The following is a 26,779-nucleotide window of genomic DNA, read 5'->3' as shown; positions in this document are numbered from 1 at the left end:
TGCCGATGCGCCATGACTCGCCCCCAAAAAGCTGCGGGATCGAGTCGGCGCCTAGCGAATCAGCGATTGGGCAAAAACTGCAAGGGATCCACCGGCTTGCCCTGACGGCGAATCTCGAAATGGAGCTTGACCCGATCAGTCCCGGTCGAACCCATCTCGGCAATCGTCTGCCCTATCTTGACACGCTCACCTTCCCGAACCAGCAACCTACGATTGTGACCGTAGGCACTGACGTAGGTTTCGCTGTGTTTGACGATAACCAGTTCACCATAACCGCGTAGACCATTTCCCGCATAGACCACAGTGCCGTCGGCAGCGGCCATCACGGGCTGACCTTCCTGCCCGGCGATGTCTATTCCCTTGTTTAGGCTGCTGCTGGCCGAGAAGCGGCTGATCAGCGTACCTTTCGTCGGCCAGGCCCAACCGGATGCGGATTGGGGGACGTCACGGGTCGGCGTCTGCGCGGGCGTCACCGGCGTCGGCGGGGGCGCGGCGGGCAGATTGGGGGTTACCACCGGGGTGGCGGCAGTGGGACTGGAGGTGACGGGTGGCGGGATGGGCACCGGTGTCGCCACCGGAGTGCCGGGCGCCGGACCGGAAGCTACCGTGGCCGGTCGGCGGATGATGCGACTGGAACCACTGGCGCTGGAACCGCTGCCGAAACGGATGACCTGGCCGACATGGATGACATAGGGCGCCCCGAGGCCGTTCTGGGCCGCCAGGGCACGCCATTCCCAGCCGTTGCGCGAGGCGATGGAGAACAGGGTGTCACCGCGCTTGACGCGATACTGCCCGGAAGTGACCTGGGGTACGCTGCTGCGGCCATCGCCGCGGTCGACCACCGGCGCTCGCGAACCGTTGCTCGAACAGCCCGCCAGCAGCAGGGCCACGAGCACCCCCGCCAGCCAGCCTGAACGCCCTCGTCCTGGAAATCCTTGCGCTCGGGCCTTCACCCGTTCCTCCCGCAGAGTCTGATCATCTACCGTCCGGCCATCCCGCCGGCCTCAAGCGGCCGCAGCCGCCAGGCAGCCTTGGAGCGCGGTACCGGGGTAACGTTCCCTGTCGCTCACTGGGCCAGGGGTCCATTGAGCAGCGGCACGAAACGGACGGCATTGAGTTCGTGGCGGACGAAGCCTTCGTCTTCGCGCACGATCAGCAGGAGCTTCTGCTCCTCGTCGACGCCTACCGGGATCACCAGGCGACCGCCTGGTGCCAGCTGGTCGAGCAGCGCCTGGGGCACTTCCCGCGCCGCGGCAGTGACGATGATGCCGTTGTAGGGCGCCAGCGCCGGCCAGCCTTCCCAGCCATCGCCCCAGCGAAACACCACGTTGCGCAGATTGAGTTCGAGCAGGCGCTCCTTGGCTCGGTCCTGCAGCGACTGGATGCGCTCCACGGAAAACACCCGCTCCACGGTCTGCGCGAGGATGGCGGTCTGGTAGCCGGAGCCGGTGCCGATCTCCATGACCTTGTCCAGCGGACCGCCGGCGAGCAGCAGCTCGGTCATGCGCGCCACCATGAACGGCTGGGAGATGGTCTGGTTGTGGCCGATGGGCAGCGCCGTGTCTTCGTAGGCGCGATGGGCCAGGGCCTCGTCGACGAACAGGTGACGCGGCGTACGGCGGATCACCTCCAGCACCTGGGCGTTGGACAGCCCCTCTTCGTAGAGGCGCTGGATGAGGCGCTCCCGGGTGCGCTGGGAGGTCATGCCGATGCCGTGTCTTTGCATATGCTCTTGCCCCTGAGTCATGCCAGCAGCTCCGTCAGTGCCTGCAGGCCGGCGAAGCCCTCGCGGAAGGTGCGATCGAACTGCAGCGGCGTGACCGAGACATAGCCTTCCAGCACGGCATGGAAGTCGGTGCCCGGTCCGCCATCCACCGCATCGCCGGAAACCGAGATCCAGTAGCCCGCCTTGCCACGCGGATTGACCTCGCGTACCGGCGGCTTGGCCTGGGCGCGGTGACCCAGGCGGGTCAGCTGCAGCCCCTTGATCTGCGCAAGCGGTAGATCCGGGATGTTGACGTTGAGGACGGTGCGCGGCGGCAGATCGAAGCGCTCGTGCAGGGCCACGATGCGGGCGGCGATCTCGGCCGCGACCGCCATGTTGTCGGCACTGCGCGACACCAGCGAGAAGGCCAGCGCCGGGCGGTTGAGGAAACGCCCTTCCATGGCCGCGGCCACGGTACCGGAATAGAGGACGTCGTCGCCGAGATTGGCGCCCAGGTTGATCCCGGCCACCACCATGTCCGGCGTCTCTTCCAGCAGGCCATTGAGGCCAAGGTGAACGCAATCGGTAGGCGTGCCGTTGACGCCCAGGAAGCCATTGGGCAGGCGCTGCGGATGCAGGGGGCGGTCCAGCGTCAGGGCACTGCTCACGCCGCTCATGTCATAGAGCGGCGCGACTACCTGGCACTCGTAGTCCGCACGGGCGGAGAGCGCGGCATGCAGCGCGGCGATACCGGGGGCCAGCACCCCATCGTCGTTGGCGATCAGAAGTCGCATGGATGTTCCGTCTGCCCTGCCTCGCCAAGCGTTACCAGCTCGCGAACCACTGCGGTGGCAAAACAGCCGGCCGGCAGGACGAATTCGAGTTGCAGAATGTCAGGAGCGGGATAATGCCACGTCAGGCCGCCGATGGGGAGGCGCAGGATGCGCCGTTCATGCGAGAGGCCGGCACCGGCCAGCCAGGCGGGCAGCTCTCCGGCGGCCTTGGCCACCTCCTGTTCCAGGGCCGCGGCCGGACCCTGCACCGGGGATTCACCGGCGCCCCACAGCGGCCCGGTGGGGTGCAGATCGAGCGCCGCCAGGCGCGGATCCGCCAGATCGGCGGCGGTCGCCGGAAAGTGGCTGCGGCTGTCGGTGAAGGCCAGCAGATCGCCCTCCTGCGCTTGATTCCAGGAGCCGTCGGCGATGCGACCGGCCAGCACCTGATTGAACAGCCAGCTGCGCGCGGCGGACAGGCTCCGCGAACGCCGGTTGCGCTGTTCGGGCAGCCGTTGCTCGCGGGCACACGCCTGGGCGTCAGCCAGATTGCCGCCCTGGTAGCCGAAGCGCTGCGGGCCGAAATAGTTGGGTACGCCACCGATGGCGATGGCCTGCAGCCGCGCCTCCAGCACCGCGGCATCGGCCTGGAGCCCGGTCAGGCGCAGGCGGAAGCCATTGGCGGCATGGGCGCCCCGCTGCAGCTTGCGCCGGTGCCGACCCTGCTGGAGGATCACCAGCGTCTCGTCGCAGGCGGCTGCCAGGTCCGGATCGGCCTTGCCGGGCAGGTGCAGGCTGAACCACTGGCGGGTCAAGGCCTGGCGATCCTTGAGACCGGCGTAGCTGATCGCCCGCTGCGGCACCCCGGCGGCACGCGCCAGGCGGCGTACGGCCTCCTCGGTGTTGAGGCCGCGCTTCTCGACCCATAGCCAGAGGTGCTCGCCATCACCGCTGAGCGGGATGTCCAGCACCTCGTCCACCTGAAAGTCCTCGGCATTGGCCTTGAGGATCGCCTGGCCGCAGGGCTCGCCATGGGCACGCGGCCCGAGCAGCTGGTCTTCGGTCATAGTGGCAGCAGCAGGGCCACGGCGTGCACGGCGATGCCCTCTTCGCGCCCGACGAAACCCAGGCGCTCGGTGGTGGTGGCCTTGACGTTGACCTGGCCCAGCTCGACCTGCAGGTCCTCGGCGATGGCCTGGCGCATGGCCTCGATGTGCGGTGCCATCTTGGGCGCCTGGGCGGCGATGGTGCCGTCGACGTTGCCGACCTTCCAGCCCTGTTCACGGACCAGCCCAACCACATGGCGCAGGAGCACCCGGCTGTCGGCGCCCTTGAAGCGCGGATCGGTATCGGGGAAATGCTTGCCGATGTCGCCCAGGGCGGCCGCACCCAGCAGGGCATCGGCCAGGGCGTGCAACAGCACGTCGCCGTCGGAGTGGGCGACCAGGCCAAGGTGGTGGGGAATACGAATGCCACCGAGGGTAATGAAATCGCCCTCGCCAAAGGCGTGAACGTCGAAACCGTGACCTATGCGCATGAAGAGAGACGCCCTGGAAAATGACAGGGCGTCGATTCTACCGGCTGTGGACAGGCGCCGTCGCCCTTACGGGCTCGACAGGGCCGCCGCGTGATGCCGCAGGTGGTCGTCGATGAAGCTGGCGACGAAGAAATAGCTGTGGTCATAGCCTGGCTGCAGACGCAGTTCCAGCGGATGACCCGCGGCTTCCGCCGCCCGCTGCAGGGCCTGGGGCTTGAGCTGTTCGGCGAGGAAGCTGTCCTGCTCGCCCTGGTCGACCAGCAGCGGCAGGCGCTCCTCGGCCTTGGCCAGCAGCGCGCAGGCATCCCACTCCGCCCAGCTGCTGCGGTCGTCACCCAGGTAGTTGGAGAACGCCTTGTGCCCCCAGGGACAATCCAGCGGATTGACGATGGGCGAAAAGGCCGACACGGAACGGTAGCGCCCCGGATGGCGCAGGGCGCAGATCAGGGCCCCATGGCCCCCCATGGAATGACCGCTGACGCCGCGGCGATCCGAGACCGGGAAGTTGGCCTCGATCAGCCCCGGCAGCTCCTCCACCACGTAGTCGTGCATGCGGTAGTGCTTGGCCCAAGGCTGCTGGGTGGCATTGATGTAGAAGCCGGCGCCCAGGCCGAAGTCCCAGGCCTTCTCGGGATCGTCCGGTACGCCTTCGCCGCGCGGGCTGGTGTCCGGTGCCACCAGCACCAGGCCCAGTTCGGCCGCCAGGCGCTGGGCGCCGGCCTTCTGCATGAAGTTCTCGTCGGTACAGGTCAGCCCCGACAGCCAGTAGAGCACCGGCAGATCGCTGCGGGCCTCCGCCTGGGGTGGCAGGTAGACGGCGAAGGTCATGTCGCAGTCGAGACTGCGCGCGCGATGGCGATAGCGCTTGTGCCAGCCGCCGAAACTCTTGTTGCTGGAGAGCAGTTCGAGACTCATGGTCATCTCCCGGACAGGAGGGCGCCCAGGGGCGCCCTCCTGGTGATCAGTAATGGACGACGGTGCGGATGCTCTTGCCTTCGTGCATCAGCTCGAAGGCCTCGTTGATCTGCTCCAGGCCCATGGTGTGGGTGATGAAGGTGTCCAGCGGGATCTCGCCGCTCTGCGCCTTGCGCACATAGCCGGGCAGCTCGCTGCGGCCCTTGACGCCGCCGAAGGCGCTGCCGCGCCAGACGCGACCGGTCACCAGCTGGAAGGGCCGGGTGCTGATCTCCTGGCCGGCACCGGCCACGCCGATGATCACCGACTCGCCCCAGCCCTTGTGGCAGCACTCCAGGGCCGCACGCATCAGGTTGACGTTGCCGACGCACTCGAAGCTGTAGTCGACGCCGCCGTCGGTCAGCTCGACGATGACCTCCTGAATCGGCTTCTGGTGATCCTTGGGATTGACGAAGTCGGTGGCGCCCAGTTCGCGGGCGATGTCGAACTTGGAGGGGTTGATGTCGATGGCGATGATGCGGCTGGCCTTGGCCATCTTGGCGCCGATGATGGCCGCCAGACCGATGCCACCCAGGCCGAAGACCGCAACGGTGGCGCCCTCTTCCACCTTGGCGGTGTTGAGCACGGCGCCGATGCCGGTGGTGACGCCACAACCCAGCAGGCAGACCTTTTCCAGGGGGGCCTCGGCGGGGATCTTCGCAACCGAAACCTCCGGCAGCACCGTGTACTCGGAGAAGGTCGAGCAGCCCATGTAGTGGTAGATCGGCTCGCCGTTGTAGGAGAAGCGGGTGGTACCGTCGGGCATCAGGCCCTTGCCCTGGGTCGCGCGCACCGAGCTGCAGAGGTTGGTCTTGCCGGATTTGCAGAATTTGCACTGGCCGCATTCGGCGGTGTACAGCGGGATGACGTGATCGCCCACGGCGACCGAGGTCACGCCCTCACCCACCGCTTCGACGATGCCGCCGCCTTCGTGCCCGAGGATGCAGGGAAAGACCCCCTCGGAGTCCTGGCCGGACAGGGTGTAGGCGTCGGTGTGGCAGACGCCGGTGGCGACGATGCGGATCAGCACCTCGCCGGCCTTGGGCGGCTCGACGTCCACTTCCACGATCTTCAGGGGCTCATTGGGCGCGAAGGCTACGGCGGCGCGGGACTTGATCATGCTCGACTCCAGTAGGACGAAAAAACGAGGTGATCAGTTTAGACGCCAGAAATCCTGGAACAATCGGGCATACTGGAATTCATTTTTGCCACAGGGAAACAATCATGGGTTGGGAGGGCATCGACGAGTTCGTCGCGGTGGCGAACACCCTGCACTTCGGCCAGGCCGCCGATCGCCTGGGCACCTCCACGTCTCACGTCAGCCGTCAGGTGGCACGGCTGGAGGAGCGCCTGCAGGCGCGCCTGCTCTATCGCAGCACCCGCAGCGTCGCCCTCACCGAAGCCGGCCACACCTTTCTGCAGCACTGCCGCCGTCTGCAGGAGGCGCGCGACGAAGCCCTGCGCGAGGTCAGCGATCTCTCCAGCCAGCCCAAGGGGCTGATCCGCATGACCTGCGCCGTGACCTATGGCGAGCGCTTCGTCGTACCCCTGGTCAACGATTTCCTCGCCCGCCATGCCGAGGTGAGTCTGGAGCTGGACCTGACCAACCGCACCGTCGACCTGCTGCACGAGGGCTACGACCTGGCCATCCGCCTGGGCCGCCTGGCCGACTCGCGCCTGGTGGCGACGCGCCTGGCGCCGCGGGAGCTCTATCTGTGCGCCGCGCCGAGCTATCTGGAACGCTTCGGCGCGCCCCATACCCTGTCCGAGCTGAGTCGCCATCGTTGCCTGGTGGGTACCAGCGATATCTGGAGCTTTCGCGAAAACGAGCGCGAGGTGCTGCACCGGGTCCAGGGTTCCTGGCGCTGCAACAGCGGCCAGGCGGTGCTCGACGCCGCCCTGCGCGGCTTCGGCCTGTGCCAGCTGCCGGATTACTACGTGCAGCCGCATCTGGCCCGCGGCGAGCTGCGCGCCCTGCTGGACAATCGTCAGCCGCCCAATAGCGCGGTCTGGGCGCTCTATCCGCAGCGGCGCTTTCTCTCGCCGAAGATTCGCCTGCTGGTGGAGCACCTCAAGCAGGGCCTGGGCACCCCGCGCCCAGGGGCTCGCCACCCGGCAGGTTGAGCGCAGCGAGCGCGTCCTTTCAGCGATGGGCCGCTGCGGGCCTGGATCCTAGGCCTCGGCGAAGACGACCTGCAGCCGCTGCAGGTCTTCGGGGGTGGTGACCTTGATGTTGTCCGCCCGGCCCTCGACCAGACGCGGCGCATGGCCGGCCCACTCCATGGCCGAGGCCTCGTCGGTGATGGCGGCGCCCGCGGCCAGGCCGGCGCTCAGGGCGTCACGCAGGGCACCGAGGCGAAACATCTGTGGCGTATAGGCCAGCCAGACCTGGCTGCGATCCACGGTTTCGCTCACCCGGCCATCGCGGCCGACGCGCTTGAGGGTATCCCGTGCCGGCACGCCCAGGAGGCCACCTACCGGGTCCTGGGCCAGTTCGGCCAGCAGCCGGTCCAGATCCTCGCGACGGAGATTGGGTCGCGCGGCATCGTGCACCAGCACCCAGTCGCCGTCGGTGGCGCCCTGCTCGCTCAGCAGCAGCAGGCCACCGAGCACCGAGTCGGCGCGCTCGCGACCGCCCGGTGCGCGCAGGATGCGAGCATCGCGGGCGCAGGCCAGCGTGGGCCACCAGGGATCTTCCGGCGCCAGGCTCACCGCCAGGCCACGCAGGCGCGGGTGGTCGAGAAAACAGTCGAGGGTGCGCTCCAGCAGGCTGCGGCCGCACAGATCGAGGTATTGCTTGGGTCGGTCGGCACGCATCCGCGTACCCACGCCCGCGGCGGGGATGACCGCCCAGAAGGAAGGCAGGAGGGACATTATTTGGATTGCAGGAAGAGGGTTTCGCCTTGTTTGACCATGCCGAGTTCGTGGCGGGCACGCTCCTCGACGGTCTCCATGCCTTTCTTGAGCTCGACGACCTCGGCTTCGAGGATCTCGTTGCGCTCCAGCAGGCGCTTGTTCTCACCATTCTGGTCGGCGATCTGCTGCTTGAGTTCGCGCACCTGGGCGAAGCTGCCGTCACCGACCCACAGGCGATACTGAAGACCGCCGAGCAGCAGGAGCAGGAAGGGGAACAGCCAGTAGGGACTTCGCATGGGAGATAACGGATTCGCGGACGGCGGATGCCGCAAAGGCGGCGGCAAAGACGAAAACAGGATAGAAGCCCAGCTCTACGCTTGTAAACTGGGCATCTATCCTGTGGTCCGTCGGACGTGGCGGGAGGCGCTGACGCGAGTCAGCGCCTCCCCGGTCGCACAGCCCTTAGCTGCGGAACTCGGCACGGCCGCGGTAAGGCGCCTTGGCACCCAGCTGCTCTTCGATGCGCAGCAGCTGGTTGTACTTGGAGACGCGATCGGAGCGGCACAGCGAACCGGTCTTGATCTGACCAGCGGCGGTGCCCACGGCCAGGTCGGCGATGGTGGAGTCTTCGGTCTCGCCGCTGCGGTGGGAGATCACCGCGGTGTAGCCGGCGGCCTTGGCCATCTGGATGGCTTCCAGGGTCTCGGTCAGGGAGCCGATCTGGTTGAACTTGATCAGGATCGAGTTACCGATGCCCTTCTCGATGCCTTCCTTGAGGATCTTGGTGTTGGTGACGAACAGGTCGTCGCCCACCAGCTGCACCTTGCTGCCGATCTTGTCGGTCAGGGCCTTCCAGCCCGCCCAGTCGGACTCGTCCATGCCGTCTTCGATGGAGATGATCGGGAATTGCTCGGTCAGCCCGGCCAGGTAGTCGGCGAAACCGTTGGCGTCGAAGGCCTTGCCTTCGCCGGACAGGTCGTACTGGCCGTCCTTGTAGAATTCGCTGGAGGCGCAGTCCAGGGCCAGGGTCACGTCGGTGCCCAGCGCGTAGCCGGCGTTCTTCACCGCTTCGGCGATGGCGGCCAGGGCGTCGGCGTTGGAAGCCAGGTTCGGCGCGAAGCCGCCTTCGTCACCCACGGAAGTGCTCAGACCACGGGCCTTGAGCACGGCCTTGAGGTGATGGAAGATCTCGGCACCCACGCGCAGAGCGTCGGCAAAGCTCTTGGCGCCGACCGGCTGGACCATGAATTCCTGGATGTCGACGTTGTTATCGGCATGCTCGCCGCCGTTGATGATGTTCATCATCGGCACCGGCATGGAGTACTGACCGGGGGTGCCGTTCAGGTTGGCGATGTGGGCGTAGAGCGGCAGGTCCTGGTCTTCGGCAGCGGCCTTGGCGGCCGCCAGGGACACGGCCAGGATGGCGTTGGCGCCCAGCTTGGCCTTGTTGTCGGTACCGTCCAGCTCGATCATGGCGTGGTCCAGGGCCTTCTGGTCGCTCGGATCCTTGCCCAGCAGCAGGTCGCGGATCGGGCCGTTGATGTTGCCCACGGCCTTCAGTACACCCTTGCCCAGGTAGCGGCTCTTGTCGCCGTCGCGCAGCTCCAGTGCCTCGCGCGAACCGGTGGACGCGCCGGACGGCGCGGTGGCGCGACCGACGATACCATTGTCCAGGATCACGTCCGCTTCAACGGTGGGGTTGCCGCGGGAATCCAGGACTTCACGTCCCTTGATGTCGACGATGTTAGCCATTTTTGTATCGATCTCCATGTTACCGGTCATTGACGGATCAGCCTTCGGCTGCGCCTGGGCCTTTTGGTTCAGCCGCCGCTTAGGCAGTTTCGATCGGCGTGAACGACTTCACCAGCTCGTCCAGCGCCTTGAGCTGGGCCAGGAAGGGCTCCAGCTTCTCCAGGCGCAGGGCACAAGGGCCGTCGCACTTGGCATGTTCGGGATCCGGATGGGCTTCGAGGAACAGACCGGCCAGGCCCTGGCTCATGCCGGCCTTGGCCAGGTCGGTGACCTGGGCGCGGCGGCCGCCGGCGGAATCGGCGCGACCGCCCGGCATCTGCAGGGCGTGGGTCACGTCGAAGAACACCGGATAGCCGAAGCTCTTCATGATGCCGAAGCCGAGCATGTCGACCACCAGGTTGTTGTAGCCGAAGGAGGAGCCCCGCTCGCAGAGGATCAGCTGGTCGTTGCCGGCTTCTTCGCACTTGGCGAGGATGTGCTTCATCTCCTGGGGCGCGAGGAACTGCGCCTTCTTGATGTTGATCACGGCGTCGGTCTTGGCCATGGCCACCACCAGGTCGGTCTGCCGCGAGAGAAAGGCCGGCAGCTGGATGATGTCGCACACCGCCGCCACCGGAGCCGCCTGGTAGGGCTCGTGGACGTCGGTGATCACCGGCATGCCGAAGGTGGCCTTGAGCTCTTCGAAGATGCGCAGCCCGGCTTCCATGCCCGGACCGCGATAGCTGGTCACCGAGGAGCGGTTGGCCTTGTCGAAGCTGGCCTTGAAGACATAGGGGATGCCCAGCTTCTCGGTCACCTTGACGTATTGCTCGCACACCTGCATGGCCAGGTCACGGGATTCCAGCACGTTCATGCCGCCGAACAGCACGAAGGGCTTGTCGTTGGCGATCTCGATGTTGCCGACGCGGACGATCTTCTGCACGGTCATGCTCAATCCTTCTTGGCGTAACGCAGGGCGGCGTTGACGAAGCCGCTGAACAGCGGATGGCCGTCACGCGGGGTGGAGGTGAACTCCGGGTGGAACTGGCAGGCGACGAACCAGGGATGGTCCGGGGCTTCCACCACTTCCACCAGGGCGCCGTCGCCCGAGCGACCGGAGATCTTCAGGCCGGCGGCCTGGATCTGCGGCAGCAGGTTGTTGTTGACCTCGTAGCGGTGACGATGGCGCTCGACGATGACGTCCTGGCCGTAGCAGTCGTGCACCAGGGTGCCTTCGCTCAGCTGGCACTCCTGGGCGCCCAGGCGCATGGTGCCACCCAGGTCGGAGCCTTCGGTGCGGATCTCGGTGGCGCCGGTGGAATCCTGCCACTCGGTGATCAGGCCAACCACCGGGTGCCCGCTGGCCTTGTCGAATTCGGTGGAGTTGGCGTCTTTCCAGCCCAGCACGTTACGGGCGAATTCGATCACCGCCACCTGCATGCCCAGGCAGATGCCCAGGTAGGGAATCTTGTTCTCGCGGGCGTACTGCACGGTGGCGATCTTGCCTTCCACGCCGCGCAGGCCGAAGCCGCCGGGCACCAGGATGGCGTCCACGCCCTTGAGCAGGTGGGTTCCCTGCTGCTCGATGTGCTCGGAGTCGATATAGCGCAGGTTGACCTTGGTGCGGCTCTGGATGCCGGCGTGGGTCATGGCCTCGATCAGCGACTTGTAGGCGTCGAGCAGTTCCATGTACTTGCCGACCATGGCGATGGTGACTTCCTGCGCGGGGTTGAGCTTGGCGTCCACCACGCGATCCCACTCGGACAGATCAGCCGGCTTGCATTCCAGGCCAAAGCGCTCGACGACGAACTCGTCCAGGCCCTGGGCATGCAGCACGGAGGGAATGCGGTAGATGGTGTCGACGTCTTCCAGGGAGATGACCGCGCGCTCTTCGACGTTGGTGAAGAGCGCGATCTTGCGGCGGGAGGAGCTGTCGACGGTGTGGTCGGAACGGCAGATCAGCACATCGGGCTGCAGGCCGATGGAGCGCAGTTCCTTGACCGAATGCTGGGTCGGCTTGGTCTTGGTCTCACCGGCGGTGGCGATGTAGGGCACCAGGGTCAGGTGCATCAGCATGGCGCGGCGCGCCCCGATCTCCACCCGCAGCTGGCGGATGGCCTCGAGGAAGGGCTGCGACTCGATGTCGCCGACGGTACCGCCGATCTCCACCAGGGCCACGTCGGCATCGCCGGCGCCCTTGATGATGCGTCGCTTGATCTCGTCGGTGATGTGCGGGATCACCTGCACGGTGGCGCCCAGGTAGTCGCCGCGGCGCTCCTTGCGCAGCACGTCCATGTAGATGCGACCGGTGGTGAAGTTGTTGTTCTGGGTCACGGTGGTGCGGATGAACCGCTCGTAGTGACCCAGGTCCAGGTCGGTCTCGGCGCCGTCATGGGTGACGAACACCTCGCCGTGCTGGAAGGGACTCATGGTGCCGGGATCCACGTTGATGTAGGGATCCAGCTTGAGCATGGTGACCTTCAGCCCTCTCGCTTCCAGAATGGCGCCCAGGGAGGCCGAGGCGATGCCTTTCCCCAAAGAAGAAACAACACCGCCCGTGACGAAAATAAAGCGCGTCATGAAAATTCCTAGAATCTGCGTTGAGGCGGAGAGCCGCCGATGAAAGCGAGAGCGGTCGGCCTGGCGCCGGACCAATGCACACCGTCCACTCGGGGCGAGCGGAAAATGCGGTATAAGACGGGAGCGTAGTCTAGCCTAAAGGTCATCCCAGCTCAAACCCACCCATGCCGTCTGCGGGCTGCCACTCAAGCCGCCCTCCCCCTGGCAGAGCACTCAGGCCGGGCAGATTGGCCACGGCCAGCAGTTCGTCGCCTCGCCAGAGCAGCGGCAAACGGCCGCGCAGAAAAGGCGGGACCTCCCGCTCGTTGAGCAGGCGCTTGAGATCGCGACTGCCGCGACCGGCCACGACCAGCCGCTCGCCACCCTGGCGATAGCCGATCCGCCAGCCGGCTTCGGCGCCCTGCCCAGTAAAGATCAGGCGGCCATTGCCCCTCAGCTCCAGGGTGCTGGCCTGAGCGGCGACCGCCTGGGGAGACGGCATGACCTGCCAGGCGTCCGGCACCCACCAGATCCGTCCCGCCCCACGGCGCAGACTGCCGCCTTCGAGGCGCCAGACGGGATCGCTGGCCGCGCCCGCCTCGCGCACCGCCTGCCAGCCGGCCCAATGGACGCTGTCGGGCTGGCGCGTCAGCGCATCCAGCCAGGCGCGCAGGGCATTGCGCTGGCGGGCCTCGCTCAGGCTCTGCAAGGGCGCCAGGGCCAGACTGGGCAAGGGAATCCAGGGGAAAGGCTGTGCGCCGAGCCGCGCTTGCTGCAGATCCAGGCTGGCCAGTTCGCCGAGCAGTTCGTCGGCTTCGGCCAGGTGACGGGCACTGCGCGCCATGACCTGATCGACCCCTGGCCAGCGCTGGCGCAGCCGTGGCAGCACCTCGTGCCTCAGGTAATTGCGATCCAGTCCGGTATCGGCATTGCTGGGATCTTCGATCCAGTCCAGCCCTTCGGCTTCGGCATAGGCCAGCAGGGCGGCGCGGGGCTCGTCCAGCAGCGGGCGCCAGAGGCGACCGGACGCTAGCGATCGGGTCTCCGGCATGCCGGCCAGGCCCTTCGCACCCGCGCCGCGTACCAGCCGCTGCAACAGGGTCTCCAGCTGATCGTCGCGATGCTGGCCCAGCATTAGGCAGCCATCCTCCGGCAGCACCCGGGCGAAGGCTGCATAGCGCGCTTCGCGGGCGGCTCGCTCGAGACTGGCGGCGCCATCGGTGCGGACGCGCAGGACAGCGAGCGGAATGGCCAGCCCTTGGCAGACCCGGTTGCAATGCGCGACCCAGGCATCCGCCGCGGCCTGCAGGCCGTGGTGCACATGCACCGCCTGCAGGTCAACCAGCAGACCGCGCGCGCGCAGTCGCGCGCAGAGGTGCAGGAGAACGGTGGAGTCGAGTCCGCCGGAGAAGCCCACCCGCCAGTGACGGGTAGGCGGCTGCCGCTCCAGGCGGGCGTGCAGCCGGCCCAGCAGACTCATGGCCGCGCTATCAGGAAATGCCGTAGCTCATCAGGCGCTTGTAACGACGGTCCAGCAGCGCCGGCAGGTCGTAGCCCTTGAGTTCATCCAGCTGCTCCAGCAGTGCGCTGCGCAGGCTGTTGGCCATGGCCTGGGGATCGCGGTGGGCACCGCCCAGGGGCTCGTCGATCACCTGGTCGACGATGTTCAGGCTCTTCAACCGCTCGGCGGTGATGCCCATGGCCTCGGCGGCATCGGGGGCCTTCTCGGCGGTCTTCCACAGAATGGAGGCGCAACCTTCCGGCGAGATCACCGAGTAGGTGGAGTGCTGCAGCATGTTGAGCTGGTCGCAGACGCCGATGGCCAGGGCGCCACCGGAACCACCCTCGCCGATCACCGTGGCGATGATGGGGGTCTTCAGGCGCGCCATGACCCGCAGGTTCCAGGCGATGGCCTCGCTCTGACCGCGCTCTTCGGCATCGATGCCCGGGTAGGCGCCGGGGGTGTCGATGAAGGTCAGGATCGGCATCTTGAAGCGCTCGGCCATTTCCATCAGGCGGCAGGCCTTGCGATAGCCTTCCGGACGCGGCATGCCGAAGTTGCGGCGGACCTTCTCGCGCACTTCGCGGCCCTTCTGGTGACCGATGATCATTACCGGACGACCTTCCAGGCGGGCGATGCCACCGACGATGGCCGGATCGTCGGCGAAGTGGCGGTCACCGTGCAGCTCTTCGAAATCGCTGAACAGGTAGCTGATGTAGTCGAGGGTGTAGGGACGCAGCGGATGCCGGGCCAGACGGGCCACCTGCCAGCTGGACAGGTCGCTGAAGATGCTCTTGGTGAGCGCCTGACTCTTCTCCTGCAACCGGGCGATCTCGTCACTGATGTTCAGCGCATTGTCGTTACCGACCAGTCGAAGTTCCTCGATCTTGGCCTGGAGATCGGCGATGGGCTGTTCGAAATCGAGATAGTTCGGGTTCATGGGCATCCGTTATTACAATCTAGAGCCAGGGGCCGGGGCGCCTACCTTAAGGGATCGGACGGGACAGGTCGAGACTCCTGCCACGTCACCGGCACCCGCCGCTGGCGAGGGTTGGGACGGAGCGCACGAGGCGCTCGGACTTAACGATAGTTCAGAAAGACGTTCTCCCTGCCGAACTGGTCACGCAGGGTTTGAATCAGGCCATCGGCCGGGTCGATCCGGTAGTTCTCGCCGAACTGCAGCAGCGCCCGCGCGGTGGGGCCCTGGTAGTCGATGGTGACCGGACAGGCGCCCCGATGGCGACCGCACAACTCGCCCAGCCAGCGCAGCCGATCGCCGGCCAGCGCCTCGCTGCGCACGGCGATCCTGAGGCTTTCCGCCAGGGCGGTGCGGGCTTCCTCCAGCCCCAGCACCCGCTTGGCGCGCAGGCGCAGGCCACCGGAGAAGTCGTCCTGGCTGACCTCGCCCTCGACGATCACCAGGGCATCGGTCTGCAACAGCGCCTGGGCGGCATTGAAGGCTTCGGCGAACAGCGAGGCTTCGATGCGCCCGGAGCGATCGTCCAGGGTGACGAAGCCCATCTTGTCGCCGCGCTTGTTCTTCATCACCCGCAGGTTGACGATCAGCCCGGCCACGGTCTGGGTTTCGCGCGAGGGCTTGAGGTCGACGATGCGCTGACGCGCCAGCCGCCGGACCTCGCCTTCGTACTCCTCGATGGGGTGACCGGTCAGGTACAGCCCCAGGGTTTCCTTTTCCCCGCGCAGGCGCTCCTTGAGATTGAGCTCGCGGGCGCGGCGGTGGTTGGCATAGACGTCGGCCTCGGGTTCGGCGAAGACGCCACCGAAGAGATCCACGTGACCGCTGTTGTGACTGCGGGCGGTCTGCTCGGCCGAGGCGATGGCCTCTTCCATAGCGGCCAGCAGCACGGCGCGATTCTGGTCGATGGTCGCCTGATAGGCCTTGAGTTCATCGTGGTAATGCGGCCCCAGGCGGTCCAGGGCACCGGAGCGGATCAGGGCTTCCAGGGTGCGCTTGTTGATGCGCTTGAGATCCACCCGCGCGCAGAAGTCGAAGAGATCCTTGAAGGGCCCCTCGGCACGCGCCTCGACGATGGCCTCCACCGGGCCCTCGCCCACGCCCTTGATGGCGCCCAGGCCGTAGACGATGCGCCCGCCTTCGTTCACGGTGAACTTGAACTCGGAAATGTTCACGTCCGGCGTGTCGATGCGCAGCTTCATGTGGCGGCATTCCTCGATGAGGATCACCACCTTGTCGGTGTTGTGCATGTCCGCCGACAGCACCGCGGCCATGAAGGGCGCCGGATAGTGGGTCTTCAACCAGGCGGTCTGGTAGGAAACCAGGCCGTAGGCGGCCGAGTGCGACTTGTTGAAGCCGTAACCAGCGAACTTCTCCACCAGGTCGAAGATGTTGCCCGCCAGCTCGCCATCGATGCCGTTATTGGCGCAGCCCTCGATGAAGCCGCCGCGCTGCTTGGCCATCTCCTCGGGCTTCTTCTTGCCCATGGCCCGGCGCAGCATGTCCGCCTGGCCCAGGGTGTAGCCACCCATGACCTGGGCGATCTGCATCACCTGTTCCTGGTAGAGGATGATGCCGTAGGTGGGCGCCAGCACCGGCTGCAGGCCGTCGTACTGGTAGTCCGGATGCGGATAGGCCAGCTCGGCGCGGCCGTGCTTGCGGTTGATGAAGTCGTCCACCATGCCCGACTGCAGCGGACCGGGGCGGAACAGCGCCACCAGGGCGATGAGGTCTTCCAGGCAGTCCGGCTTGAGCTTCTTGATCAGCTCCTTCATGCCGCGGGATTCCAGCTGGAAGACGGCGGTGGTCTCGGCCTTCTGCAGCAGGGCGTAGGTCGGCTTGTCGTCCAGCGGGATGAAGTCGATATTGAGCGGCTCGCGCCCCTCCTCCACTTCCGTGCGGTTGATGGTCTCCAGCGCCCACTTGATGATGGTCAGGGTACGCAGACCGAGGAAGTCGAACTTGACCAGGCCGGCCTGCTCGACGTCGTCCTTGTCGAACTGGGTCACCAGGCCGTTGCCGTCCTCGTCGCAGGCGATGGGCGAGAAGTCGGTCAGCTTGGTCGGCGCGATCACCACGCCCCCGGCGTGCTTGCCGGTGCCGCGGGTGATGCCCTCGAGCTTGAGGGCCATGTCCCAGATTTCCTTGGCGTCCTCGTCGGTCGCCAGGAAGTCGCGCAGCACCTCTTCCTGCTCGAAGGCCTTCTGCAGGGTCATGCCCACTTCGAAGGGGATCATCTTCGACAGGCGATCGGCCAGGCCATAGGACTTGCCCTGCACCCGCGCCACGTCGCGCACCACCGCCTTGGCCGCCATGGTGCCGAAGGTGATGATCTGGCTCACCGCCTCGCGGCCGTACAGGTCGGCCACGTACTCGATCACCCGGTCGCGACCGTCCATGCAGAAGTCGACGTCGAAGTCGGGCATGGAGATCCGTTCGGGGTTGAGGAAGCGCTCGAACAGCAGGTCGTAGGCCAGCGGATCGAGGTCGGTGATCTTCAGCACATAGGCCACCAGGGAGCCGGCACCCGAGCCCCGGCCGGGGCCGACCGGCACGCCGTTGTTCTTCGCCCACTTGATGAAGTCCATCACGATGAGGAAGTAACCGGGGAAGCCCATCTGGATGATGATGTCGAGCTCGAAGTTGAGTCGGTCGACATACTCCTGGCGCTTCTCTTCGTAGTTCGGCGTGGTCTCGCGCGGCCAGAGCACGGCCAGGCGCTCTTCAAGGCCCTCGAAGGACACATGGCGCAGGTAGTCGTTGATGGTCATCCCGTTGGGAATCGGGAAGTTGGGCAGGAAGTACTTGCCCAGCTGGATCTCGATGTTGCAGCGCTTGGCGATCTCGACGGTGTTTTCCAGCGCCTCCGGCAGGTCGCTGAACAGCTCGGCCATCTCGGCCGCCGACTTCAGGTACTGCTGGTCGCTGTACTTGCGCTCGCGACGGGGATCGTCCAGCGGGCGGCCCTCGCCGATGCAGACGCGGGTCTCGTGGGCCTCGAAGTCCTCCGCCTTGAGAAAGCGCACGTCGTTGGTCGCCACCAGGGCGCCACCACAGCGATCGGCCAGGGCCACGGCGGCATGCAGGTGTTCTTCGTCGCCGACCCTTTCGGTGCGTTGCACCTCCAGATAGAAGCGCTCCTGGAAGACCTGCTGCCATTCCGCGAACAGTTGATCGGCCAGGGCCAGGTCGCCTTCGAGCAGCGCCAGGCCGATCTCACCCTCCTTGGAACCGGACAGGGCGATCAGGCCTTCGCTGGCTTCCTTGACCCAGTCGCGCTGGATGACGATCTGGCCATCCTGCTGACCTTCCTGGAAACCCCGCGACAGGAGCTCCGTAAGGTTGCGATAGCCCTTGGCATTCATGACCAGCAGCGTCATGCGGCTCAAGGGAGCGTCCCCGTCGCGACCGGCCAGCCAGATATCGGCGCCGGCGATGGGCTTGATCCCGGCGCCCATGGCGGCCTTGTAGAACTTGACCAGGGAACAGAGGTTACCCTGGTCGGTCACCGCCACCGCCGGCATCCCGGCCGCTTCGGCGGCCTTGACCAGCCCCTTCACCCGCACGATCCCGTCGACCAGGGAGTATTCCGTGTGTAGACGCAGGTGGACGAAGGATGCGGACATGGCAGAGACCCCTTGATGCATGAGGCGCGAGATTGTACTGGATTGTCGACCCGGGGTCAGACCGCCGCGACGGCCGTCAGTAGGTCGCGATGATCTGGGTGGACGCCTGGGTCTCGAGGGCGTGCCAGGCGTCACGCACCGGCGCGAAGGAGCGTCGGTGGATCGGTGTGGGCCCCAGGCGCCTGAGCGCGTCCAGGTGCTCGGCGGTGGGATAGCCCTTGTGCCCGGCCAGGCCATAGCCCGGATAGAGGGCATCCAGCACCTGCATCTCGCGATCGCGGGTCACCTTGGCCAGGATGGAGGCCGCGGCGATCGCCGGGACCTGGCTGTCGCCCTTCACCACCGGTGAACTGGGCACCGCCAGCTTGGGACAACGATTGCCATCGATCAGGGCCAGCCGCGGCTGCACCTGCAGGCCTTCCACCGCCCGCTGCATGGCCAGCATGGTGGCGTGCAGGATGTTCAGCTTGTCGATCTCGGCGACTTCGGCACGGGCCACGCACCAGGCCAGGGCCTTTTCCTGGATCTCGTCGAACAGGGCTTCGCGGCGCGCCAGCGACAGCTTCTTCGAATCGTTCAGCCCGAGGATGGGTTTGCCCGGATCGAGGATCACCGCGGCCGTGACCACGGCGCCGCACAGCGGACCGCGGCCGACTTCATCCACCCCGGCGACCAGTGCCTCGACCAGGTTGAAATCCAGGCCCAGTTGCATCAGCTGCGCGACCGCAGGAGATCCAGCACGGCAGCCGCCGCCTGCACCGAGGCATCGCGCCTCAGGCTGTGATGGATGGCCGCGAAGCTGTCGGTCTGCTGCTCAGGCCGCTCCAGCAACGGCAGCAGTTCGGCCACCAGCCGCTCCGGTGTCGCCTCGTGCTGGATCAGCTCGGGCACCAGCTTGCGCCCGGCCAGCAGGTTCGGCAGCGAAATGTAGGGACTCTTCACCAGCTGCTTGAGAATCAGATAGGTCAGGGGCGCCACCCGATAGGCCACCACCATGGGTCGCTTGAACAGCAGCGTCTCCAGGGTGGCGGTGCCCGAGGCGATCAGCACGCCATCACAGGCGGCCAGCACCTCATGGGAACGGCCATCGGTCAGCAGCAGCGGCAAGGGCGGCCGCCCTTCCAGCAGCTGCTCCACCTGCGCCCGCCGCGCGGCATTGGCACAGGGCAACACGAAGCGCATGTCGGGACGCACGGCCAGCAACTGAGCGGCAGCGTCAAGGAACAGCGCCCCCAGACGCCCTACTTCGCCACCGCGACTGCCGGGCAGCAGGGCGACGACCTGGCCGTCTTGCGGCAGACCCAGGGCCTGGCGGGCCGCCAGGCGGTCGTTGTCCAGCGCGATGGTGTCGGCCAGCGGATGGCCGACGAAGCGCACCGGCACCTGCTGCTCTTCGTAGAAGCGCGCCTCGAAGGGGAACAGGGTCAGCATCAGGTCGCAGCCATCGCGGATCTTCAATACGCGCTTCTGCCGCCAGGCCCAGACCGAGGGGCTGACGTAATGCACGGCGGGAATGCCCGCGCGATGCAGCTGGGCTTCGATCTCGAGGACGAAATCCGGGGCGTCGATACCGATGAAGACATCGGGACGGGCGTCGAGCAGCTGAGCGATCAGCGCCTTGCGCCGCCCAAGGAGTTCCCGCAGGCGGCCGAGTACCTCGACCAGCCCCATGACCGCCAGGCGTTCCATGGGAAACGCGGACACCAGGTCCTCGGCTTCCATCCGCGGACCACCCACCCCCATGAAGGAAATATTCGGGTGTTGCTCACGCAGCGCCTGCATCAGGCCGGCGCCCAGCAGATCACCCGACGCCTCCCCTGCCACCAGCGCCACGCGCAGCGGGCGCTGGGCGAACTCAGCGGGTGATGCCACGCGTCGCACTCAGGATGGAATCGCGGAACACCGCCACCTCGGGAAATTGCTGAGCCACAGGTTCCAGCTCGCGCAGGGCGTCATCGACGGTCAGCCCCTGGCGGTAGACCACCTTGTAGGCGCGGCGCAATTCCTTGATGGCTTCGGCCGAGAAGCCCCGCCGCCGCATGCCTTCGAAGTTCATGCTACGGGCTTCGGCCGGATTGCCGAACACCGTGACATAGGCCGGTACATCCTTGCCGATGGCCGTGCCCATGCCGGAAAAGCTGTGGGCGCCGATGCGGCAGAACTGATGCACCAGGGTATAGCCGGACAGGATCGCCCAGTCATCGACATGCACGTGCCCGGCAAGGGCCGTGTTGTTGACCAGGATGCAGTGATTGCCGATCACGCTGTCATGCCCGATGTGCACATAGGCCATCAGCAGATTGTGATCGCCAATGGTCGTCTCTTCCCGATCCTGCACGGTACCGCGGTGGATGGTGACCCCTTCGCGGATGGTGTTGTGATCGCCGATCCGCAGCCGGGTCGGTTCGCCCTGATACTTGAGATCAGGGGTGTCCTCGCCGATGGACGAGAACTGGAAGATACGATTGTGACGCCCGATCACGGTCGGCCCCTTGAGGATGACGTGAGGACCGACGACGGTCCCCTCGCCAAGCTCGACATCGGGCCCGATGATCGACCAGGGGCCGACCTGGACATCGGCAGCGAGCCGTGCCTGGGGGTCGACGATAGCCCTGGGGTCAATCAACGTCATAGCTTGCGTTCCGCACAGATGATTTCAGCAGAGCAGACCGGCTTGTCGTCCACACTGGCGTGGCATTCGAATTTCCAGATGCCGCGCTTGGTGCTGATGAAGCGAGCGTCGAGCATCAGTTGGTCACCCGGCGTCACCGGCTGGCGAAAACGCAGCTTATCCGATCCGACGAAGTAGTACAGGGTGCCATCGGCCGGCGATGAATTCATCATCTTGAAGCCGAGTACACCGGCGGCCTGCGCCATGGCCTCGACGATCAGCACGCCCGGCATGATCGGGTGCTGGGGAAAATGGCCGGTGAAGAACGGTTCGTTGATGCTGACGTTCTTGTAGGCACGAATGCGCTTGGCTTCGATATCCAGCTCCAGCACGCGATCCACCAACAGAAAGGGATAGCGATGCGGGAGATATTCACGGATCTCGTTGATGTCCATCATGGTCGGGGAAGGCCTGTTAAGAAAGGGGGAACATCCGATGCAGAATCAAGCATCAGAAGCAGCGTCATCCCGCGAGGTCACGGTAGCAACGATTTTTTCCAGATGTTGCAGACGGCGGGCCATGTCGTCGAGGTGACGAATCCGCGCGGCGCTCTTCTTCCACTCACCGGCCGGCTGCATGGCCGTACCGGAGGAATAGGCGCCGGGCTCGGTAATCGAGCGGGTCACCATGGTCATACCGGTGACGAACACGTGGTCGCACACCTCGATATGACCGACCATGCCCACGCCGCCGGCGATGGTGCAGTGCTTGCCGATCTTGGTACTGCCAGAGATGCCGACGCAGGCGGCCATGGCGGTGTGCTCACCGACCTGGACGTTGTGCGCGATCATGATCTGGTTGTCGAGCTTGACGCCATTGCTGATGACCGTGTTCGCCAAAGCGCCGCGGTCGATGGTGGTATTGGCACCGATCTCGACGTCGTCGCCGATCAGCACGCCACCCAGCTGGGCGATCTTCTGCCACTGGCCACGCTCGTTGGCGAAGCCGAAGCCCTCGGCGCCGATCACGGCCCCGGATTGCACGACGGCGCGCGCGCCGATGGTCACGTCGTGATAGAGCGTGACCCGCGGCGCCAGCCAGCTATCAGCGCCGATGACGCTGCGCGCACCCACCACGCAGTGAGCGCCGAGACTGACGCCAGCGCCGATGCATGCCTGCGCCTCGATCACCACATAGGGGCCAATGGCCGCGGTCGGATCGACCTCAGCATCCGCCGCGACCAGCGCGGTCGGATGGATACCGGCGGCGCTGCGCGGCTTGCGATCAAACAGGTGGGAAAGCCGCGCATAGGCCAGGTAGGGATTCGCCAGGATCAGGGCATCGCCGGCATAGCCGTCGGCGTCCTTTTCCGTCAGCAGCACGGCCCCGGCCTGGGTATCGGCCAGGTAACGGCGGTATTGCGGATTGGCGAGAAAACTCAACTGGTCGGGGCCGGCCTCGGGCAGGGTAGCCAGACCGGTGACCCGGCGCTCGGACGAACCGCGTAATTCCACGGTCAACTGGCGGCTTTCCAGCCACTGCGCCAGTTCGCCCAGCGTAAAGGTGCTATGACTCATCAACGACCCGCGTTCATGCGCTCGATGACCTGGCGCGTGATGTCGTATTGCGGCTTCACGTCAACCACGGCGCCACGCTCGAGCACCAGATCGTAATCACCCTTCTTCAGCACCTCTTCCACGGCCTTGTCCAGGCGCGGCTTGAGCAGCTTGAGCATGTCGCGATCCGAGGCGGCCTTGGCGTCGTTGAGTTCCTTGGACTGGAACTGGAAGTCACGGGCCTTCTGGCGGAAGTCGTTCTCCAGGCGGGTGCGCTCGGCCTGGGCCATCTTGTCACCACCCTTGTTGAGCTTGTCCTGGATGTCCTTGGCGGAGCCTTCCAGACCCTTGAGCTTGTTCAGCTGGGGACCGAACTTCTTCTCGGAATCCACGGCGTACTTCTTGGCGGCATCGGATTCCAGCAGGGCCATCTGGTAGTTCAGGACGGCGATCTTGGTATCGGCGAAAACCGGAGCGGCGACGAGAACGGCAGCGAACAGAGCGTAGCGAGTGTACTTGTGCACAGTTGACTCCTGCGTAAAGCGCAAAGGTGTTGCCTGGGTCAGAACGTCTGACCCAGCGAGAACTGGAAGACCTGCGGATCGGAGTTGGCCGGCTTCTTGACCGGAACGCCCAGACTGAAGCTCAGCGGCCCCAGGGCGGTAACCCAGGTCACGCCGACGCCGACGGAACTGGCCATGTTGGAGAAGCTGACGTCGCCACAGTTTTCTGTCGACTTCAGGTAGCACTTGGTGCTGAACGTATTACCCACGTCCCAGAACAGTACTGTCCGCAGCGACTTCTGATCCTTCACGAAAGGCAGTGGGAAGAGGTATTCCACACCACCAGTGATAAGCACGTTACCGCCGAAGGACTCGGACTTGTCGCGATCGCGGTATCCTTGGCCCTGAGCACCGTACTTCGTGCCCTTGGTTGGATCACTGGGATCTACAAGTGCTGGCGGAGTAGTACGCGGACCCAAACTGCTGTCTTCAAACCCCCTCACTGAGTTGAAGCCACCGGCGTAGTAGTTCTCGTAGAACGGCAGGCCGTCGGTGCTGCCATAGCCGTCACCGTATCCCAACTCGGTATGGAAGCGTAGAGCAGTAGAGTCGGTCAGCGGAGTGAATAGCTGGCCTCGATAGTCGAGCTTGTAGAAGCTCAGGTCGCTGCCCGGAATGGTGATCTGGCCGGTCAGGCTCTGGGAGGCACCCCGGGTCGGCAGCACACCACGGTTCAGCGTCGAACTCGACCAGCCGATGCTGGCCTTGAAGTTGGTGAAGTTGTCTCCTTCGCGCTCGACGAAATCGTAGATCTCGTCGGCACTGTAGGTACCGGGATTGATCTCGTCGTTCTGCACGCTCAGACCATAGGTCAGGCGCGAGGTCTCGCTGATCGGATAGCCCAGGGTGACACCGGTCCCCAGGCTGTTGATCGAATAGTAGGAGACGTCACTGTCGTACAGTTTGCTGTAGTCGGTGCTGCGATAGAAGATGTTGTAGCCCAGGCTCACGCCGTCCGGCGTGAAGTAGGGATCGGTGAAGCTGAAGTTGTAGCGACTCTGGTACTGGGAACGGGTCAGACCGATGCTGACCTGGTTGCCGGTGCCCAGGAAGTTGTTCTGGCTGATGGAACCACCCAGGATCAGACCGGCGCTCTGGGCGAAGCCGATGCTAGCGGTGATGGAGCCCGACGGCTGCTCTTCGACGTTGTAGTTGACGTCGACCATGTCGTCGGTACCCGGTACCTGGGGCGTCTCGACCTTGACTTCCTTGAAGTAGCCCAGCCGCTCGAGGCGGGTCTTGGACTGGTCGATGAGATAGGTGGAAGCCCAACCGCCTTCCATCTGACGCATCTCGCGACGCAGCACCTCGTCCTCGGTCTTGGTGTTGCCGCGGAAGTTGATGCGATTGACGTAGGCACGCTTGCCCGGATCGACCACATAGGTCAGGGACACGCTGTGGTCGTCGTCATGGGGCTCGGGCAGACCGTTGACGTTGGCGAAGGTATAGCCTTCGTTGCCCAGTCGGCGGGTGATCAGATCCGAGGTGCTGGTCATCACCTTGCGCGAGAAGACCTGGCCCGGCTGGACCAGCATCAGTTTGCGCAGCTCTTCCTCCGGCACCTTGAGGTCGCCGGACAGCTTGACTTCACGAACGGTGTACTTCTGGCCTTCGTTGACGTTGACCGTGATGTAGACGTGCTTCTTGTCGGGCGTGATGGACACCTGGGTCGAGGTGATGTCCATGTTGATGTAGCCACGGTCCAGGTAATAGGAGCGCAGGCGCTCGAGGTCACCTGACAACTTTTCCCGGGAGTACTTGTCATCGTTACGGAAGAACGACAACCAGTTGCTCGGCTTGAGCTCGAACAGCGAGGTCAGGTCGTCCTCGGCGAAGACCGTGTTGCCCACCACGTTGACGTGGGAGATGGTCGCGACCTCGCCCTCGTTGATGTTGATCTTCAGCTGCACCCGGTTACGGGGCTGGGGCACCACCTCGGCATCGATGCTGGCGGAATAACGGCCCTGGGCAACGTACTGGCGCAGCAATTCGTTGCGCACGCCTTCCAGCGTCGCACGCTGGAAGATCTCGCCTTCGGCGAGACCGGCCTGCTTGAGACCCTTCATCAGGTCGTCGCTGGAGATCGCCTTGTTGCCTTCCAGGGTGATGCTGGAAATGGAGGGACGCTCGACCAGGTTCACGACCAGGACGTTACCGTCACGACCCAGCTGGATGTCCTGGAAGAATCCGGTACGGAAGAGCGAGCGCGAGGCTTCGGCCAACTTGTTGTCGTCGACGGACTCGCCGACGTTGAGCGGCAGGGCACCGAAGACGCTGCCGGACGATACTCGTTGCAGTCCGTTGACGCGGATATCGGAGATGGTGAAGGACTCGGCGTGTACCTCGCCGATCATCAGCGCGGCTATTACCGCAGGTAGCAGCAGGCGTTTCATGAGTCCCTTTTATTCCAACTGGCAAATAAAGAATCTGCCGCACTGGGCGGCAGATTCGGCAATCAGCAGAGTGTCAGAGGCGACCGAGGTCATTGACCAATGCCAGCAGCATCACACCCACGACGAGGCTAATACCGATCTGCATGCCCCATGTCTGTACACGCTCGGACAAGGGCCGCCCGCGAATCCACTCGACGAAGTAGAAGACCAGATGACCACCGTCGAGCACAGGGATAGGCAACAGATTCAGAACCCCCAGGCTTATGCTCAGGTACGCCAGAAAATTGAGGAAATCCCCCAGGCCTGACTGAGCTGAAGCGCCCGCCACTTTAGCAATGGTTATCGGCCCGCTCAAGTTTTTTACCGACAGCTCTCCCAAGAGCATCTTCTTCAGGGAAACCAGCGTCAGCACGCTCATCTGCCAGGTTCGGCCGATACCTTCGCCTACGGCGGCCACGGGTTCATAGCTGATTTCGCGAACCATTTCCGCTGGCCACTTGACCGGCGCCACACCCGCACCGAGGTAACCGGTCTCGCTGGAATCGATGCGCCGCGCGCCCAGCCGCAGGGTCAGGTCCCGTTGCTGGCCCCCGCGCTCATAGGTCAGCCTGACCTGCTGACCGGGGTGCGCGCGCACCCAGTCCACGGCCTGCTGCCAGTCGCCGATGGAAGTATCGTTCAGGGCGATCAGACGGTCCCCCGCCTGCAGGCCGGCCGCTTTCGCCGGGCCGGCCGGATCCAGCTCGGCGAAGACCGCCGGAATCTGTGGTCGCCAGGGCTTCAGGCCCAGGGCCTGGATCGGATCCGGATCTTCCGCACCGCGCAACCAGGCATCGAGCTGGATGACGGTGTTCTGCTCGGCGGTGGTACCCGGCACCCGATAGCTCAGGCGCAGCGGACCGCTTTCACCCAGGCGATCGACCAGCCGCAGATTGACCGCAGACCAGCTGTCTACCGCCGCATCATCGACCGCGGTCAACTCCGCGCCGGCGGGAATACCAGAGCTGGCAGCCGGAGTATCGGGCGTGATCGCCCCCACGACCGGGCGCGGCTGCTGGGAGCCAAGCATGGCCAGCAGCCAGAAGAACAGGATGGCGAGCAGGAAATTGGCGATCGGTCCGGCAGCGACGATGGCGATACGCTGGCGGACCGTCTTGCGATTGAAGGCCGCATGCTGCTCTTCGGGCGCCACCGGCGCTTCGCGCTCGTCCAGCATCTTCACATAGCCGCCCAGCGGGATCGCGGCCACCACGAATTCGGTGCCGTGACGGTCGTGCCAGCGCAACAGCGGCTTGCCGAAACCTACGGAAAAGCGCAGGACCTTGACGCCGCAACGGCGCGCCGTCCAGAAATGGCCATACTCGTGGATGGTCACCAGCACGCCCAGGGCGATCAGGGTTCCCATAATCGTATAAAGGATGGACATTGGCTGCCTCCG

The 26,779-nt window shown here is 65.3% G+C and carries 24 protein-coding genes; 1 reads left to right on the top strand and 23 read right to left on the bottom strand.

Features of this window, described 5'->3' with window-relative positions:
* Nucleotides 1–59 precede the first annotated feature (59 nt).
* The 7 genes from QE393_RS03785 to QE393_RS03755 form a co-directional block, all read right to left on the bottom strand.
* Nucleotides 60–896, bottom strand: a complete 837-nt coding sequence (locus QE393_RS03785) for a peptidoglycan DD-metalloendopeptidase family protein (protein ID WP_261793975.1) — start codon at nt 894–896, stop codon at nt 60–62.
* A gap of 170 nt (nt 897–1,066) precedes the next feature.
* Nucleotides 1,067–1,705: a protein-L-isoaspartate(D-aspartate) O-methyltransferase gene (locus QE393_RS03780; RefSeq protein ID WP_273808874.1), complete on the bottom strand. Its 639-nt coding sequence runs from the start codon at nt 1,703–1,705 to the stop codon at nt 1,067–1,069.
* 38 nt (nt 1,706–1,743) lie between these two features.
* Nucleotides 1,744–2,499 carry a 5'/3'-nucleotidase SurE gene (gene surE / locus QE393_RS03775; RefSeq protein ID WP_133859800.1) on the bottom strand — a complete coding sequence of 252 codons (756 nt, stop codon included), beginning with the start codon at nt 2,497–2,499 and terminating at the stop codon, nt 1,744–1,746.
* Complete coding sequence (gene truD, locus QE393_RS03770; protein ID WP_310042173.1) at nt 2,487–3,545, bottom strand: tRNA pseudouridine(13) synthase TruD; 1,059 nt, start codon at nt 3,543–3,545, stop codon at nt 2,487–2,489. The genes surE and truD overlap by 13 nt, the downstream gene beginning before the upstream one ends.
* Complete coding sequence (gene ispF / locus QE393_RS03765; protein WP_273808749.1) at nt 3,542–4,015, bottom strand: 2-C-methyl-D-erythritol 2,4-cyclodiphosphate synthase; 474 nt, start codon at nt 4,013–4,015, stop codon at nt 3,542–3,544. Before ispF ends, truD begins: the two co-directional genes overlap by 4 nt.
* 66 nt (nt 4,016–4,081) lie before the next feature.
* Complete coding sequence (gene fghA / locus QE393_RS03760; protein ID WP_273808748.1) at nt 4,082–4,936, bottom strand: S-formylglutathione hydrolase; 855 nt, start codon at nt 4,934–4,936, stop codon at nt 4,082–4,084.
* 40 nt (nt 4,937–4,976) lie between these two features.
* On the bottom strand, nt 4,977–6,089 hold the full coding sequence (locus tag QE393_RS03755) for an S-(hydroxymethyl)glutathione dehydrogenase/class III alcohol dehydrogenase (RefSeq protein ID WP_017639036.1): 1,113 nt from the start codon (nt 6,087–6,089) through the stop codon (nt 4,977–4,979).
* A 104-nt stretch (nt 6,090–6,193) separates the two neighbouring features.
* Here QE393_RS03755 and QE393_RS03750 point away from each other — a divergent pair, with 104 nt between their 5' ends.
* Nucleotides 6,194–7,093 (top strand): LysR family transcriptional regulator, encoded by a 900-nt coding sequence (locus QE393_RS03750; protein ID WP_405046227.1) that lies wholly within the window; start codon nt 6,194–6,196, stop codon nt 7,091–7,093.
* A gap of 48 nt (nt 7,094–7,141) precedes the next feature.
* Here the strand turns inward: QE393_RS03750 and ispD are convergent, their stop codons facing one another.
* From ispD to rseP, 16 genes are all read right to left on the bottom strand, one after another.
* Entirely contained in the window at nt 7,142–7,843 is a 702-nt protein-coding gene (gene ispD / locus QE393_RS03745; RefSeq protein ID WP_310042169.1) for a 2-C-methyl-D-erythritol 4-phosphate cytidylyltransferase, read from the bottom strand.
* Nucleotides 7,843–8,121: a septum formation initiator family protein gene (locus QE393_RS03740; RefSeq protein ID WP_007159473.1), complete on the bottom strand. Its 279-nt coding sequence runs from the start codon at nt 8,119–8,121 to the stop codon at nt 7,843–7,845. The genes ispD and QE393_RS03740 overlap by 1 nt, the downstream gene beginning before the upstream one ends.
* 166 nt (nt 8,122–8,287) lie before the next feature.
* Nucleotides 8,288–9,577: a phosphopyruvate hydratase gene (gene eno, locus QE393_RS03735; RefSeq protein ID WP_273808746.1), complete on the bottom strand. Its 1,290-nt coding sequence runs from the start codon at nt 9,575–9,577 to the stop codon at nt 8,288–8,290.
* 79 nt (nt 9,578–9,656) lie between these two features.
* Nucleotides 9,657–10,505, bottom strand: coding sequence for a 3-deoxy-8-phosphooctulonate synthase (kdsA, locus tag QE393_RS03730; RefSeq protein ID WP_183631039.1), 849 nt, complete (start codon nt 10,503–10,505; stop codon nt 9,657–9,659).
* A 2-nt stretch (nt 10,506–10,507) separates the two neighbouring features.
* Nucleotides 10,508–12,136, bottom strand: a complete 1,629-nt coding sequence (locus QE393_RS03725) for a CTP synthase (protein WP_273808745.1) — start codon at nt 12,134–12,136, stop codon at nt 10,508–10,510.
* Nucleotides 12,137–12,278: 142 nt separating this feature from the next.
* Entirely contained in the window at nt 12,279–13,595 is a 1,317-nt protein-coding gene (tilS, locus tag QE393_RS03720) for a tRNA lysidine(34) synthetase TilS (RefSeq protein WP_310042167.1), read from the bottom strand.
* Nucleotides 13,596–13,605: 10 nt separating this feature from the next.
* Complete coding sequence (locus QE393_RS03715) at nt 13,606–14,556, bottom strand: acetyl-CoA carboxylase carboxyltransferase subunit alpha (RefSeq protein ID WP_273808743.1); 951 nt, start codon at nt 14,554–14,556, stop codon at nt 13,606–13,608.
* A 140-nt stretch (nt 14,557–14,696) separates the two neighbouring features.
* Complete coding sequence (gene dnaE, locus QE393_RS03710) at nt 14,697–18,218, bottom strand: DNA polymerase III subunit alpha (protein ID WP_273808742.1); 3,522 nt, start codon at nt 18,216–18,218, stop codon at nt 14,697–14,699.
* A gap of 76 nt (nt 18,219–18,294) precedes the next feature.
* Entirely contained in the window at nt 18,295–18,930 is a 636-nt protein-coding gene (gene rnhB / locus QE393_RS03705; RefSeq protein ID WP_273808741.1) for a ribonuclease HII, read from the bottom strand.
* On the bottom strand, nt 18,930–20,057 hold the full coding sequence (gene lpxB, locus QE393_RS03700; protein WP_273808872.1) for a lipid-A-disaccharide synthase: 1,128 nt from the start codon (nt 20,055–20,057) through the stop codon (nt 18,930–18,932). Before lpxB ends, rnhB begins: the two co-directional genes overlap by 1 nt.
* Before the next feature lie 16 nt (nt 20,058–20,073).
* Nucleotides 20,074–20,850: an acyl-ACP--UDP-N-acetylglucosamine O-acyltransferase gene (gene lpxA, locus QE393_RS03695; RefSeq protein WP_273808740.1), complete on the bottom strand. Its 777-nt coding sequence runs from the start codon at nt 20,848–20,850 to the stop codon at nt 20,074–20,076.
* Nucleotides 20,847–21,287, bottom strand: coding sequence for a 3-hydroxyacyl-ACP dehydratase FabZ (gene fabZ / locus QE393_RS03690; protein WP_007159483.1), 441 nt, complete (start codon nt 21,285–21,287; stop codon nt 20,847–20,849). Before fabZ ends, lpxA begins: the two co-directional genes overlap by 4 nt.
* A gap of 45 nt (nt 21,288–21,332) precedes the next feature.
* Complete coding sequence (gene lpxD / locus QE393_RS03685) at nt 21,333–22,406, bottom strand: UDP-3-O-(3-hydroxymyristoyl)glucosamine N-acyltransferase (protein WP_405046226.1); 1,074 nt, start codon at nt 22,404–22,406, stop codon at nt 21,333–21,335.
* Nucleotides 22,406–22,909, bottom strand: a complete 504-nt coding sequence (locus QE393_RS03680) for an OmpH family outer membrane protein (protein WP_273808738.1) — start codon at nt 22,907–22,909, stop codon at nt 22,406–22,408. Before QE393_RS03680 ends, lpxD begins: the two co-directional genes overlap by 1 nt.
* 38 nt (nt 22,910–22,947) lie before the next feature.
* The gene (gene bamA, locus QE393_RS03675; RefSeq protein WP_310042161.1) at nt 22,948–25,341 is read right to left on the bottom strand and encodes an outer membrane protein assembly factor BamA; all 2,394 of its coding nucleotides are present in this window, start codon (nt 25,339–25,341) and stop codon (nt 22,948–22,950) included.
* Nucleotides 25,342–25,414: 73 nt separating this feature from the next.
* Nucleotides 25,415–26,767, bottom strand: coding sequence for an RIP metalloprotease RseP (gene rseP, locus QE393_RS03670; RefSeq protein WP_310042159.1), 1,353 nt, complete (start codon nt 26,765–26,767; stop codon nt 25,415–25,417).
* Nucleotides 26,768–26,779 lie beyond the last annotated feature (12 nt).

The organism is Pseudomonas sp. SORGH_AS_0211 (genome assembly GCF_031453455.1).
Classification (GTDB): domain Bacteria; phylum Pseudomonadota; class Gammaproteobacteria; order Pseudomonadales; family Pseudomonadaceae; genus Chryseomonas; species Chryseomonas aestiva.
The sequence above is the reverse complement of the archived record's forward strand: the minus strand, read 5'-3'. Positions and strand labels throughout refer to the sequence as shown.